The sequence below is a fragment of the Burkholderia sp. SCN-KJ genome (genome assembly GCF_024656005.1).
Taxonomy (GTDB): Bacteria; Pseudomonadota; Gammaproteobacteria; order Burkholderiales; family Burkholderiaceae; genus Burkholderia.
The window spans coordinates 71,922-86,200 of record NZ_JANKOG010000028.1 but is presented as its reverse complement, the minus strand read 5'-3'; the positions used below and the strand labels follow the sequence as shown (position 1 = coordinate 86,200).

Below are 14,279 nucleotides of genomic sequence, written 5' to 3'. Positions count from 1 at the left end.
ATGGTAGATGTCGTCGAGGAACGCGTTGAGCGCCATCACGCGCTGCTCGATGCCGAGCGACAGCCGGCTCCATTCCGCGCCCGAGATGATCCGCGGCACGATGTCGAATGGAATCAGGCGCTCGGCGGCCTGCGCGTCGCCGTACACGGCGAACGTGATGCCCGTCCTGCGGAACACGCCTTCCGCATCGTGGGCCTTCTGGGCGAGGCTTGCAGGGTTCTGCGTGTCGAGCCACTGCTTGAGGCGCGCGTAAGGCGCCCTCACCATATCGCCGGATTGCAGCATTTCATCGAATGGCTTCATCGATCTTTTTCTCCATCGATCGTTTTCCCTGGCATTGCGCATGCCGGACCGGCGTACTAACTGCCTTGCAAGGAACGTGCCTTGCGATAACCCCTCAGGTCCCCCTTTTTGTCGCGCGGCCGGCACGCCCCCGCAGCATCCCGCACCATGATGGTGCGACGCACGGCGCGAGACGCGCCAGCGGCGTGCCGTGCCCGTGCACGGCCGCTGCTGCGCCGCGTCTGTGAAACATAGTTCCCCTGCGTGTCACGACTGTGCAAGCTGCACTGCACCAATACTTCCCCTGCCCGCACGCCTGCCCGTTGCCGCGCTGCCCGCCGACAGCAGCTCCGAGCCCGTACCGGCACGGCTTCCCGCCGCCGTGCACTCGACCGCGTCCCGCCACCTCCTCGGCCGGTCTTGCCGCATCGCAGCGAACCGCGACGCGGCGGCAGCAGCCCGTCGCGGCGGCCCGTCCTGCACCGCGGACGGGAATGGCGCCGCATCCTTCGGTTAACCGGGCGGAATGGCGGAAAGGCGGGCCGGCACGAGGCCGGCCCTGGGGGAAGTACCGTCTGCGGCAGGTCGGGCAGTTCGACGCGGTGAACTAACCGGTTAGCCGGGTCCGGCACCTCGAACTTATGCAGCCGTAATCCCGCCGACAACGCCCATGCATATTTCGACTGACACCGATCGAAAAAAAACATCGGCCCCCATGCGCGAGGCGCGGTACGCTACCAAACCGGTTCAGTGAAATGGTGCCGCTCCTCCCGGCGCCGACTATAAACAGCGAAGATCAACATGGAAGCAAAGTGGCTGGAAGATTTCCTGAGCCTTGCGGATACCAAGAGCTTTTCCCGGGCCGCGCGTCATCGGCACCTCACGCAGTCGGCGTTCAGCCGACGCATCGCCGCGCTCGAAACGTGGATGGACGCGAAGCTGGTCGACCGCAGCATCAACCCGATCGCGCTGACGCCGGCCGGACAGATGTTCCGCGGGCTGGCCGCGGACATCCTGCGCAGCATGTATGCGGCACGCAACCTCGTGAACGGCTATGACCAGTTCGCGGCAAGCGACCAGGTGGTGCGCTTCGCGGTCGCGCATACGCTCGTGTTCACGCTGTTCCCCGAATGGCTCAAGCAGCTGAACGGCGAAGTCGGCCACGTGACCGCACGCGTCAACGCGGTGAACGTGCCTGAAGGCGTGCAGCAGCTCGTCGAAGGTGAATGCGACCTGCTGCTCGGCTATCACCATCCGCAACTGCCGATCGTGCTCGATCCGAACCACTTCCCGTTCGTCACGCTCGGCGTCGAACGGATCCTGCCGGTGTCGACGCCCGACGCGCGCGGCAAACCGGTATTCGAACTGCCGGGCACGCCGGACGCGCCGCTGCCGCTGCTCGCGTATTCGTCGGGCGCGTTCCTCGGGAACGTGGTCGAGATGCTGCTGCTGAACGCGGCCGAACCGTACGCGCTGCACCGATGCTTCGAGACGCACATGTCCGAGGCGCTGAAGGGGATGGTCGTGGCCGGGCACGGGATCGGCTGGCTGCCCGAAAGCTGCGTGGCGAAGGAACTCGCGGAGGGCTCGCTCGTCCGCGCGGGCTCGGCGGACTGGATCACCGAACTCGAGATCCGCCTGTACCGGTCCGCGCGCAAGCGCGGGCTCGCGGCCGAACAGCTGTGGACCTACATCATGAACCGGCCGCGCACGGCCGACGGCGCGCGCGCGACCGAGGAGTCGATCGCGCCGGCCGTGCGCATCGCGCGCCGCAGCGCCGGCGGCAGCCGGTAGCGCCCTTCACCGTCCCTCGTCACCCGACTCGCCAGCGCGCCGCGCGGATCCGATCCGCCCGGCGCGCCGGTATTTCACGCGAGCAATCGCAGAGCATTTTCCGATCCTGCTCGGTCTTCGATATGCGTTCCATACCTCGATTAAACCTGTAAAGCAAGCAAACGTTTGCGAGCTGAATTGCTTTAATTTACATCGAAATCATCGACCCCGAATAAATTCCCGATTCGTAAGACAGAAATACCCTGTTACAGAACAAATTAAAAGTTTCTCTTTTCATGCAATGGCATTTTCAACCAATTAAGCCATATCCCCTCTTTCATTCTCCTGACCTGCCCTCCGAAAACCACCGTAATGCCTAGATGAAAGAGGCAAGTCTTCCTTTTATCAGTCGTTACTTTTCGGCACAAACGTCGGTACCACTTACGTCGGAAATTTGCGAAATGGTCATCGCTACCGATGAGCAAACTTCATATTCGGAAATATCGCCTTTGTTCAGCACTGATCCATTTCGTCGAATTATTGCCAATCCTATTTAAATAAGACATTTAAAGCTTGTCCCATCCGGGCCACACACGATTGTTTGTTCGAAACCCATCGTGTATCAATAGCGTTGTCGCAAAACGAAATAGCGTCGCTAATTTTCAAATCGGAATAAATGCGTTGCCAGCGATTTCGGATGGAGGTTGCAATGTCTTCCTCGTTTGAACAGCATGCTCGCCCGCTTGTCGGCATTGCCGTATTCGCACTCTGCATCAATGCCGTGGCCCAGACTCAAACCCAAGCCCCGCCAGCGGCGTCCGATGCCGGCGACGGCCGATACATGATTTCGTACATCTGCGGCGACGCGCGCATCGACGGTACCGCGCCGCTGCCCCCCGATGGCCGTCCGTACAACCTCGGCGTGTCGTTCGTATCAGGCACCACCGGGCAACCGCTGTCGAACGTACAGGTGCGACTGCGACGGCACGGACGTGTCCTCGTCGAATTCAACGCGACGGGTTCGCGCTGTCTGTTCAGCGTGCCCGAAGCAAGTTACCGGGTCGAAGGCACTTATCAGGGAGCCACCCAGTTCGCGGTCGTCGAAACCGGCGCACTCACCACGCAGTTGCGGTGGTGAACGACAGTCGGATCCGCGCGCCGAGGGCGCGCACCCGCGTCTTGTACTGCAATCCATCGACAGGAGAATCGAATGACTCGTGCAGAGCGACCGGACGGCGCGCCCGTCCGTCAGCCGAAGCCTTCCTGGGGACCGGGAAAGAATGCGGCGCTCAGCATCGTCGCATTTGCCGCGATCTTCGGCGCATTCGCGTACCTCGAGCGGGACGTGGTGGGGGGCAGCCATGCAACCGTGACGCACGACATCGCCGGCTTGATCGGCACCACCGTCGGGAAGTATCGCCAGGCCATCGTGGCCGCGACGGCCGACGCCTCCCGCGCGGCGTCGACGGCCGCGCAGGCCGAGCCGGTCACGCCTTCCGTACCGGGTACGCCGTTTGCGTCGGCAATGCCTGCCGGGTCGGCCGCGACCGCTCCGGCCGTGCCGCCACCACCGACCGCCCGCTCCGCCGCGAAACACACGCGCCCCGCGCATGTGCCGACCACGACGCTCGCGGCCAGCGCACACGCCGCATCGGCCGGCGCTCGCGCGGCACGCCCCGCTGACACGCACCGGACGTCGCGTTCGCAGGCGCTGGCACGCGCGAGACAACACACCGATCCCACGCCGAAACGGCAACCGCAATCGGATATCGCCGACACGACGCACATGGAGACCACCAGCGTCACGCGCGACGAGATGGAAGGCGCCCGCGCCCTCGCCAGGGCGCGCTGGTGCGCACGGATCGACGAATGGATCTGCGTCGAGCAGAACGCGAGCCGGGCTCTCGCCATCGACCCGAAGAACAGCGAATCGCGCGCACTGCTTGGACAAGCGATCCGCAACCGCCTGTGAAGCGGCCGGACGCTGCCGGGCCTCACTGCCCGGCAGCACGACGACCGGCGACGCGCATCGTCGGGCGTGCAACCGATGTGATCGTTTCAGAGTGAGGAGACATCGTGGCTAACAATCGTCAACAACAATGCACCACCGTCGCTCCGCCCAACCGGCGGATCCTCCTGCATGCGCCCTTGCTGTTGCTGCTCATCGCGTCCGGCTCCTGTCTTGCCGCCGAAGGCGACGCGGAACCGGGCAGCGCGAGGGAAGTCGCAGGCACCCACGGCGCGCCGGATGCGCTGCCGCCCGGCATGCAGCCGACGGGGGCGTCGATGTGGCTCGCGCAGGGTTCGGACACCCTGCCCCCGCATGCGCCGACGCCGATCGCGCAGGCATCGGATGCGTCGATGCAGATCGCGCAGGCGTCGAACCCGCAGCCGCAGGCGATGCCGACCACGGTCGTGGTGGAGCCGGACGCGGCGCAGCCGAGTGAACCGGCGCCGGACGCGCGATCGTCGGACGCTTCAATCCAGCTTGCCCAGGCACCCGACACCGCGCCGCCGAACACATCGGCTCCAGCCGCGCAATCGTCGGACGCTTCAATCCAGCTTGCCCAGGCACCCGACACCGCGCCGCCGAATACATCGGCTCCAGCCGCGCAATCGTCGGATACTTCAATCCCGCTTGCCCAGGCGCCCGACACCGCGCCGTCGAATACATCGGCTCCACCCGCGCAATCGCCGGACGCTTCCATCCCGCTTGCCCAAGCGCCCGACAGCGCGCCGCCGAATACATCAGCGTCGGCCGCGCAATCGTCTGATGCTTCAATGCCGCTTGCCCAGGCACCCGACGCCGCGCCGCCGAATACATCGGCACCAGCCGCGCACGCATCGGACGCGCCGACCCAGCCCGCGCCGGCCGCAGCCGCCCCATCGCCGAACGCCCCGACGACAGCGACGACACCGACGCAAACCGCGCAGGCATCCGGCACCCCCATGCCGACCTCGCCTGCGCCGGTGACCCAGACGCCCGGCGCTCAGCCGCCGTCCTCGCAGGCACCGAATTCGCAGACGCCCGGCGCCCAGCTACCCGGCGAATCGATCCAGCGATCGCAAGGCCCCGACGTCCAGACACCGAATGCCCAGATACCGAATCTCCGTACCGCCGATGTCGCGACCGTGCGCAACGACGTGTTCGGCCTCGCGGCGAGCGGCGGCGCGATCCAGGCGCTCGAGGAAGCGAAGGCACGGCCCGATGCGTTCTCGGCCGTCGACATCGCGCAACTGGAAGAACTGTCGATACGCCAGCAGGTGCGCGGCGGACGCGACAAGTCGCGCTCGATGACGAGTCCGGACCGCTTCGACGGGATCGACAACGCGCTGCGCGCGGCCGACGACCTCGACAAGCGGATGCCGGCCACACCCGACTATGCGCCGGTCAGGACGGCGCTCGCGGGCGACCGCACGGTCGCCCTCGCGGCACGCGGCGACATGAAGCCGGCCGTCGAGACGTTCGAGACAATCCCGTCCAATGCGGAGATCTCGATCGACGCGCTGGCGGCGGTCGGCGACGCCTACCTGTACCTGAGCGAACCGGGCAAGGCGAACGGCGTGTACCAGCGTGCGCTGAACCAGGCGACCGCGTCGCCTACGGACCGTGCGACCCGCGGCTTCCAGTACGGCGCACGCACGCGTCCGATCGAACTTCGCGAAGGGCTGTTCTGGTCGTATGTCGACCAGGCACGCGCGGCGGACGCGAAGCAGGTGCTCGACGACATGGGCAAGTCCCTGCCGCCCGTCAACGAAGTGCGCAACGTCGGTCCGGAAGAAAGCGACTATCTGCGCTACTACCGGCTGCGCGCGCAATACCTGATCTTCACGGGTCACACCGACGAGGGGATCGCCGCGCTGGAACAGCTCGAGAAGGAGGTGCCGTTCAACGCGGAGATCCGTGCCGCGCACGCCGACGCGGTATCCGGCCAGTCGCATCCCCGCCAGGCGATCGCGATGTATCGCGCCTCGCTGACCGACCACCCGGACAGCGTCGAGATGCTCGCCGGCCTCGGCCGCGCGGCGCTGACGGCAGACGACTACGCAACCGCGAAGAACGTCGAGCAGACCCTCGACAACACGTTCCCGGACAGCGGCGCCGTGCGCATCTTCAAGCGCGACTACAAGGCATACCGCAGCCCCGTGTTCACGACCGACCTGAGCTTCGAGCACGGCAACAGCGCGCTGGCCGACAACAGCTTCACATCGGACAGCTACGTGTATTCGCAACCATTCGGAGACAACTGGCGCGTCTTCTCGCATACGTTCTTCGGCCATGCGCAAACCGATTCCGGCAGCGTCAGCCGCACGCGCACGGGCGTCGGCGGCGACTACCGGCACGGGCCGCTCACCGTGCTGGGCGAAGTTACGCGCTCCTTCGGCGGGGACGGCCGAACCGGCGGCCGCGGGTCGATCGCGTACGCGCTGAACGACTACTGGACGGTCAGCGCCGGCCTCGACAGCAACGACAACTCGCTGCCGTGGAAGGCGTATGCCGCGCATATCTGGGGCCGCTCCGCGAACGCGTCGGTCGTGTATCGCCAGAACGACCGCCGCGAGGTCAAGCTGAGCTACGGCGTGAGCCGCTACAGCGATTCGAACCTGCACCAGGAAATCACGGCAACCGCCACGCAGCGTGTGTACACGTCCGCCAGGCAGCTCGTCAACGTCTCGCTGGATCTCGGCACCGACAGCAACACGCGCAACGACGCGCCCTACTTCAGTCCGCGCCGCGACTATGCGGCCGCGGCGACCGTCATGCACCAGCTGACGCTGTGGAAGAAGGGCGACATGTCGCTGCAGCAGCGCGTCTCGGCGTCGGGCGGCGTGTACAACGAGCGCGGCTTCGGCAGCAGCCCGCTGTGGAGCGCGCGTCTCGAGCACGCGTGGACGTTCAAGCACGACATCACGCTGAGCTATGGCGTCGAGGTCAGCAGCCACGCGTACGACGGCCAGCGCGAGCGCTCCGAAACCGGCTTCCTGTCGCTCAACCTGCCGTTCTAGCAAGGAGATCGCGCAATGCAAACCAGACGGACCTTCATGTGCGGATGCCTCGGCACGTTCACCGCCTGTTCGCTGTTCCCGGGCGTGACGAACGCCAAGATGATCGACCTGCTGCCGCCATCCGATCCGGCCGACGGCAAGACGTTTCGCGTCATCTGCCTGCATGACGTGCGCGACAACCTGATGCAGTCGTTCAAGTCCCCGTCGGCGCTGGTCGACCCGTTCGCGGTCGATACCGGCACGCTGACCGCGATCTTCTCGTGGCTGCAGACCAACAATTACCACACCATCACGGTCAAGCAGATCGAGGCGTCCCGGCACGGCGGCAAGCCGCTGCCGCCGCGCTCCGTGCTGCTCACGTTCGACGACGGCTTTCGCAGCCACTACACGAAAGTGCTGCCGCTGCTCGAGCGCTTCAAGTATCCGGCCGTGATGGGCATCGTCACCGCGTGGATCGATGCACCGCCGGATACGCCGATCCGCATCAGCGACAAGGTCCGGGTGCCGCGCGACTACTTCCTGTCGTGGGACGAGGTGAAGAAGCTCGGCCAGTCGGACCTCGTCGAGCTCGGCTGCCATACCCACAACCTCCATCACGGCGCGATCGCGAATCCGCAAGGCAACGAGTTGCCGGCGACTACGTCGCACCTCTACCTGCAAGACCAGAAACGCTATGAAACCGACGCAGAATTCCACGCACGCGTGCACGACGACCTGCAGACGTGCGTGCGCCAGATCCGCGAACACACGGGCATCGTCGCACGCTCGATGGTGTGGCCATACGGCGCGGAAAACCAGCCCGTGCGCCAGATATCGACGTCGCTCGGCATGGACATCCAGTTCAGCCTCGATGCCGGCCCGAATACGCCGGACGTGCCGCTGGACCGGCTGAGACGGATCCTGATGATGTACGACGTCGACATCGGCGGGTTCGAACGCTCGATGCGCGAGCCGGCCTCCAACCGCGGCGACGTCGACGTGCCCGAGCGCACCGTGCAGGTCGATCTCGACCAGGTCTACGATCCGGATCCCGCGCGGCAGGAAGCGAATCTCGGCAAGCTGATCGAACGCATCTACCGGATGCAGCCGAAATCGGTGTACCTGCAGGCGTATGCCGATCCGAAAGGCACGGGCGTGGCCGAAGCGGTGTATTTCCCGAACCGGCACCTGCCGATGCGCGCCGACCTGTTCTCGCGCGCCGCGTGGCAGCTCAACACGCGCTCCAACGTGCAGGTGTACGCGTGGATGCCGGTGCTCGCGTTCCGGCCGCCGCCGGACAAGCAGCGCGGGCTCGAGGCCGTCAGCGCCTTCGGCGGCGCGCCGGCCCGCGAGAACGGCACGCGCGTGTTCCGGCTGAGCCCGTTCGATCCGGAGGCGCGGCTGATGATCCAGCAGATCTACGAGGATCTCAGCAAGCACGCGTCGTTCAGCGGCATCCTGTTCGGCGACGACGCCGTGCTCGACGACTACGAGGATGCGGGCCGGCATGCGCTGCGCACCTATTCGCAGTGGGGGCTGCCGGCCGACGTCGGCAAGATCCGCGACAACCCCGACCTGTTGAAACGCTGGACGCGCCAGAAGTCGCGCTACCTGATCGACCTGACCCGCCAGCTCGAACAGATCGTGCTGGCCCATCAGAACGCGGGCGACGTGCTGACCGCGCGCAACATCTACGCGCTGCCGGTGCTCAAGCCCGAATCGGAAGCGTGGTACGCGCAGAACTACGACGATTTCCTCGCCACTTACGACTACGTCGCGCTGATGGCGATGCCGTACATGGAGCAGGCGAAGGATCCCGAAGGCTGGCTGGACCAGCTCGTGCGGGCCGTCCGCGCCAAGCAGCGCGGGCTGCAGCGCACCGTGTTCGAACTGCAGTCGTACGACTGGCGCACGCAGAAGCAGGTGCCGGCCGGCACGCTGCTTGCGCAGATGCGACGACTGCGCAGCGAGGGTGCCGTGAATTTCGGCTACTACCCGGACAACTTCCTGAACGGCCAGCCGGAACTCGACGCGATGCGCGACGTGATGTCGCTGAAGTCACGCCTCGATCCGACCTCCATCAACGCGCTGATGCAGATGCAGCATGCACAGGGGACCAAGACGCCATGACCACCCACGGCATCATCCAGCGCCTGCAGGACTTCGTCTTCTACTATCCGTTCTTCATGTCGTATCTGTGGATGATCGGTGGCGTCGTCCATTACTTCCTGCTCGAGGAGGGACGCAAGCTGTCGACGCGCACGATCGCCGCGAGCGGCATCCCGAAGATCTCGATCGTCGTGCCGTGCTTCAACGAGGCCGCCAACGCGCGCAGCGTGATCCGCCACCTCAACGCGATGGACTACCCGAACTACGACATCATCGCGGTCAACGACGGCAGCCGGGACCGCACGGGCGACATCCTCAACGAGCTGGCCGTCGAGATCCCGCGGCTGCTCGTCATCCATCACGCGCGCAACGAAGGCAAGGCGGTCGGGCTCACCACCGCGGCGGCCGTATCGAACGCGGAATACCTGCTCTGCATCGACGGCGATGCGCTGCTCGCGCACGACGCGATCGGCTGGATGCTCGAGCACTTCCTGACCGACCCGGGCGTCGGCGCAGTCACCGGCAACCCGCGCATCCGCACGCGCACGTCGCTGCTGGGACGCATGCAGGTCGGCGAATTCTCGTCGATCGTCGGCCTGATCAAGCGCACGCAGCAAGTGTACGGCCGCATCTTCACGGTGTCGGGCGTGATCACGATGTTCCGCAAGACCGCGCTCGCCGACGTCGGCTACTGGAGCTCGGACATGCTGACCGAGGACATCGACATCAGCTGGAAGCTGCAGTGCCGCGACTGGCGCGTCGTGTACGAGCCGCACGCGCTCAGCTGGATCCTGATGCCCGAGACGCTGAAGGGCCTCTACCGGCAGCGATTGCGCTGGGCGAAAGGCGGCATCCAGGTGCTGATCAAGTACGCGGGCACGCTCGCGCGGCCGACCCAGATGATGATGTGGCCGCTGTTCGTCGAGTACCTGATCGGCATCACGTGGGCCTATTCGATGTCGTTCATCCTGCTGCTCGCGCTCGTCGATGTCATCTACCCGCTTCCGCCCGACTGGCATGTGTCCGTGGTGCCGCACTGGCACGGGATGCTGCTGGTCGCAACCTGCATCCTGCAGCTGATCATCGGCAGCATGATCGATCGTCGCTACGACGAACAACTCCTGATGTATTTCCTTGACACCGTCTGGTACCCCGTCGCGTTCTGGCTGATCAGCATGATCACCACCGTCGTCGCCCTGCCCGCCGTCGTACTGCGGGGCCGCGGCAAGCGCGCCGTCTGGGTCAGTCCCGACCGAGGCATTCAACATGAAGAACGCGCCGATTATTGACCTTTCCCTGCGCGCGCCGCGCGAAATGATCGCCGAGCGCGGCGTCATCGTCGGGCCCGTGCTCGTCGCATGGTTCCGCCTCGTGCGGCCCGCGCTGGTCGGTGGCGTATGGGCATCGATCTGCATCTACACGTACCGCTACCTGCTGCCGTTCAACGAGGCCGAGATGCCGATCGAGCAGATCGTGTTCTACGTGACGAGCATCGCGCTGATCGCCGGCACGATCGTCACGTGGCTGATCGCGGGACGCGTCGTGCATCCGCTCGCGTACCGGTTGCGCGTGTCGAAGATGCTGCGGCGCTCGGCCAGCGTGAAGATGCGCTCGGTGCCGCCGACCGCGCTCGCGGGCGCCCGCCGGCGCGGCGCGCGGCGCACGACGCGCATTCTCGTCGCGTCGCACGATGCGAACGGCTCGATCTCGGGCATCGAATGGATCGCGCATGCGGGACCGCAGCCCCGCGAATAGGTCACCGGCGCCGTGCCGCGATGCACTGCGCACCGCGCACGCCGCATGACGCGACGGCGCGCCTGAAATCGTCCTGGCACGCGTCGCGCGCCGGCCGGAAAACTTCCTGTAGACGAGGTGAATCATGTGCGGAATCGTCGGAGCAAGCGGCCTGAAAAATCAGGTCCCTCAACTGGTCAATGCACTGAGCCGGCTCGAATATCGCGGCTACGATTCGTGCGGCATCGCCGTGCTGCGTGACGGCTGCCTGCGCAGCGAACGCACGTTGCGGCGCGTGGCGGACCTGCAGGACCGCGTGCTGACCCTCGGTCTCGAAGCGCAGACGTGCATCGCGCACACGCGCTGGGCAACGCACGGCGCACCGTCGGAAATGAACGCGCACCCGATCATGTCGGGCGACACGATCGCGGTCGTGCACAACGGCATCATCGAAAACCACGATGCGCTGCGCGCCGAACTGCGGGAACGCGGCTATACGTTTCGCGGCGAGACCGACACCGAGGTAATCGCGCACCTGATCCACAGCATGTATCGCGACGACCTGTTCGATGCCGTTATTCGCGCGGTCAAGCGGCTGCACGGCGCGTACGCGATCGCCGTGCTGAGCGCGCGCGAGCCGCAGCGGCTCGTCGCCGCGCGCGCGGGCTCGCCGCTCGTGATCGGCATCGGCGCGGACCAGAACTATCTCGCGTCCGATTGCGCGGCACTCGGCGACCTGACCGACCGTTTCGTCTACCTGGAAGACGGTGACGTTGCGCTGATCACGCCGGAGCGGATCGCCGTGGTCGACTCGGTCGGGAGCGAAGCACAGCGTCCGCTGTGCCTCGTCAAGCCGCGCGACGACGACGCCGCGCTCGGCCCGTACCAGCATTTCATGCAGAAGGAGATCTTCGAACAGCCGAAGGCGATCGCCGCCACGATCGACGGCATCGACACGGTCTCGCCCGCGCTGTTCGGCGGCAGCGACAGCACGCGTGCGCTGCTGTCGAAGACCCGAAGCGTGCTGCTGCTCGGCTGCGGCACCAGCTACTACGCGGGCCTGACCGCGAAATACTGGCTCGAGGGCATCGCGGGCATCCCGGCGCAGGTCGAGATCGCGAGCGAATACCGCTATCGCGATACCGTGCCCGATCCGCGCACGCTCGTCGTCGGCATTTCGCAGTCCGGCGAGACCGCCGACACGATCGGCGCGATCGAGCGCGCGCGCGCGATGGGCCAGGACATGTCGATGGCAATCTGCAACGTGGCAACGAGTTCGATCGCGCGCAGCGCGCCGCTCAGCTTCCTGACACGCGCCGGAATCGAGCTCGGCGTCGCGTCGACCAAGGCGTTCACGACCCAGCTCGTCGCGCTGTTCCTGCTGACGCTCGCGCTCGCGCAGCAGCGCGGCCGGCTCGACGCCGCGCAAGTCGCGACGCACCTGAAGCAGCTGCACGAACTGCCGGAGCGCATCGGCCACGCACTCGCGCTGGAAACGCAGATCATGGGCTGGGCCGCGAAGTTCGCGCGCACCGAGAACGCGCTGTTCCTCGGGCGCGGCATTCACTATCCGATCGCGCTCGAAGGCGCGCTGAAGCTCAAGGAAGTGTCGTACATCCATGCGGAAGGCTATCCGGCCGGCGAACTGAAGCATGGCCCGCTCGCGCTCGTCACGAGCGCGATGCCGGTCGTCACGATCGCGCCGGACGACCGCCTGTTCCAGAAGCTGAAGTCCAACATGGCCGAGGTGCGCGCGCGCGGCGGACGGCTGTACGTGCTCGCCGGCCATCATCTCGAGATCGACGCCGACCGCGACACGCACCTGATCCGCGTGCGCGAATCGGGCGACGCGCTGTCGCCGATCGTCAACGTGATCCCGTTGCAGCTGCTCGCGTATCACGTCGGCTGCGCGCGCGGCGCCGACGTCGACAAGCCGCGCAATCTCGCGAAATCGGTCACCGTCGAATGATGCGGCGGCCGGTCGCGGCGCAGGTCGCCAGCGCGCGCCCGCATGCGTTCGGGCGCGCCGCCGCGTGGCGCGTCGCGACCGTGCTCTGCGGCGCGTGCTGCGCGTTCGCCGCGCCGTCGCAAGCGTTTGCCGGCGCGCCGGTCGTGCACACCGTGACCGTGGAGGCGCCGGCGTCGCCGCAGTCGCCGCAGTCGCCTCAGTCGCCGCAGGAGCGCGGCGACCCGCGGCGCTTCATGCACGGGATCGGCGTGGCCGACGCCGGCGACGGCCGGCGCTGGGTGTTCTTCAGCAGCTCGGGCATCGTGCCGCGCGGCGCACTGCGCAACGGCGACTGGCCGCATGACGTGTACGTCGGCGAATGGCTGCCGGGCAAGCCGCGCCTGCTGCGCGTCCATACGTTCATCAGCCGCCCGGAAGCGCAGGAGCCCGTGTCGATCGCGCAGAACCCGCGCGGCGACATCTTCGTCACGTTCGAGGACGGCTGGAACACGCCGCAGGTGGTCAGCCAGCGATACGGCGTCTATCGGCGCGACCTGAAGCCGGTCAAGCCCTACCCGAACGACGTCGAAGCAGGCGGCCACTCGGGCCACGTCGCCGCGGTGGGCGAACGCTACGTCGTGTTCTATTCCGCCGACTGGATCGACGGCGGCGGCATCGACAACCTCGGCACCGGCAACGGCGTCTACGTGAAGACCTACGATGCCGAAGGACGCGTGCTGAACCATGTGCCGGTCGCGCCGCACCGCCGCGAATGGTGGCCCGTGGTCGCGGGTTCGCCACGGCGCGCGCTGCTGGTCTGGCAAAAATACATCGAGGGCAGCACGGACGCGACGCTCGAATACGCGATGTTCGATCCGGTCACGGCGAAACTCGACATGCTCGGGCCGCTGAACGACACGATCCAGTACTACGTCTATTCGTCCGCGTATGTGCCGGCGGTCGACCGCTTCGTCGTCGTCACGACGACGGCGGACAATCGCGGCGTCGCGATGCTGATCGACCCGGACGGCCGCCGTCTGGCCACGCTCGACTGCCTGCCGGCGTCGGTGCGCGAGGCCGGGATCGGTGTCGACGGCACGCATGCCTATGTGCCGACCCGCGACGGGCGGCTGCTGACCCTGGCGCTTGCGCCGACGGGCATGTCGGTGAGCGGCGTGCAGCGTTCGCCGATTCCGTGGGGCTCGACCGGCATCGCCGGGTTCCCGGCACGCGGCGGGACGATGCATTTCGTGTCGCTGACGCCGTCCGGCGCACGCGAAGCGGATTTCGACACGACGCGGGAAACGCCGTTGCCGAAGGCCGACGCGCAGTGTTCGACGCATTGACGGCGACCCGGCACGTCGATCCGGCCCGACGCGCTCGATCCGCTCGTTCGCGCCTTTGCCCGAATCGCGCAGTGCGATCCCGCCGCGCGCATCGGCCGCGC

The 14,279-nt window shown here is 66.5% G+C and carries 10 protein-coding genes; 9 read left to right on the top strand and 1 reads right to left on the bottom strand.

The window, feature by feature from the left end:
- Nucleotides 1–345: circularly permuted type 2 ATP-grasp protein (locus NQV17_RS32240; protein ID WP_308237542.1), on the bottom strand; the 345-nt coding region annotated here is incomplete at its 3' end.
- A 738-nt stretch (nt 346–1,083) separates the two neighbouring features.
- On the opposite strand from NQV17_RS32240, the gene NQV17_RS32235 reads away from it, so the two are divergent.
- From NQV17_RS32235 to NQV17_RS32190, 9 genes are all read left to right on the top strand, one after another.
- A complete protein-coding gene (locus NQV17_RS32235) occupies nt 1,084–2,076 on the top strand; it encodes a LysR substrate-binding domain-containing protein (RefSeq protein ID WP_257775367.1) in 993 nt (330 codons plus the stop codon).
- A 688-nt stretch (nt 2,077–2,764) separates the two neighbouring features.
- The gene (locus NQV17_RS32230) at nt 2,765–3,193 is read left to right on the top strand and encodes a hypothetical protein (protein ID WP_257775366.1); all 429 of its coding nucleotides are present in this window, start codon (nt 2,765–2,767) and stop codon (nt 3,191–3,193) included.
- A 72-nt stretch (nt 3,194–3,265) separates the two neighbouring features.
- Complete coding sequence (locus NQV17_RS32225) at nt 3,266–4,027, top strand: hypothetical protein (RefSeq protein WP_257775365.1); 762 nt, start codon at nt 3,266–3,268, stop codon at nt 4,025–4,027.
- 104 nt (nt 4,028–4,131) lie between these two features.
- On the top strand, nt 4,132–7,062 hold the full coding sequence (gene pgaA, locus NQV17_RS32215; RefSeq protein ID WP_374692780.1) for a poly-beta-1,6 N-acetyl-D-glucosamine export porin PgaA: 2,931 nt from the start codon (nt 4,132–4,134) through the stop codon (nt 7,060–7,062).
- 15 nt (nt 7,063–7,077) lie between these two features.
- On the top strand, nt 7,078–9,171 hold the full coding sequence (pgaB, locus tag NQV17_RS32210) for a poly-beta-1,6-N-acetyl-D-glucosamine N-deacetylase PgaB (RefSeq protein WP_257775362.1): 2,094 nt from the start codon (nt 7,078–7,080) through the stop codon (nt 9,169–9,171).
- A complete protein-coding gene (gene pgaC, locus NQV17_RS32205) occupies nt 9,168–10,439 on the top strand; it encodes a poly-beta-1,6-N-acetyl-D-glucosamine synthase (RefSeq protein ID WP_257775361.1) in 1,272 nt (423 codons plus the stop codon). Before pgaB ends, pgaC begins: the two co-directional genes overlap by 4 nt.
- The gene (locus NQV17_RS32200; RefSeq protein ID WP_257775360.1) at nt 10,417–10,905 is read left to right on the top strand and encodes a Biofilm PGA synthesis auxiliary protein PgaD; all 489 of its coding nucleotides are present in this window, start codon (nt 10,417–10,419) and stop codon (nt 10,903–10,905) included. Before pgaC ends, NQV17_RS32200 begins: the two co-directional genes overlap by 23 nt.
- Before the next feature lie 124 nt (nt 10,906–11,029).
- On the top strand, nt 11,030–12,853 hold the full coding sequence (gene glmS / locus NQV17_RS32195; protein WP_257775359.1) for a glutamine--fructose-6-phosphate transaminase (isomerizing): 1,824 nt from the start codon (nt 11,030–11,032) through the stop codon (nt 12,851–12,853).
- Complete coding sequence (locus tag NQV17_RS32190; protein ID WP_257775370.1) at nt 12,853–14,178, top strand: hypothetical protein; 1,326 nt, start codon at nt 12,853–12,855, stop codon at nt 14,176–14,178. Before glmS ends, NQV17_RS32190 begins: the two co-directional genes overlap by 1 nt.
- Nucleotides 14,179–14,279: the final 101 nt, after the last annotated feature.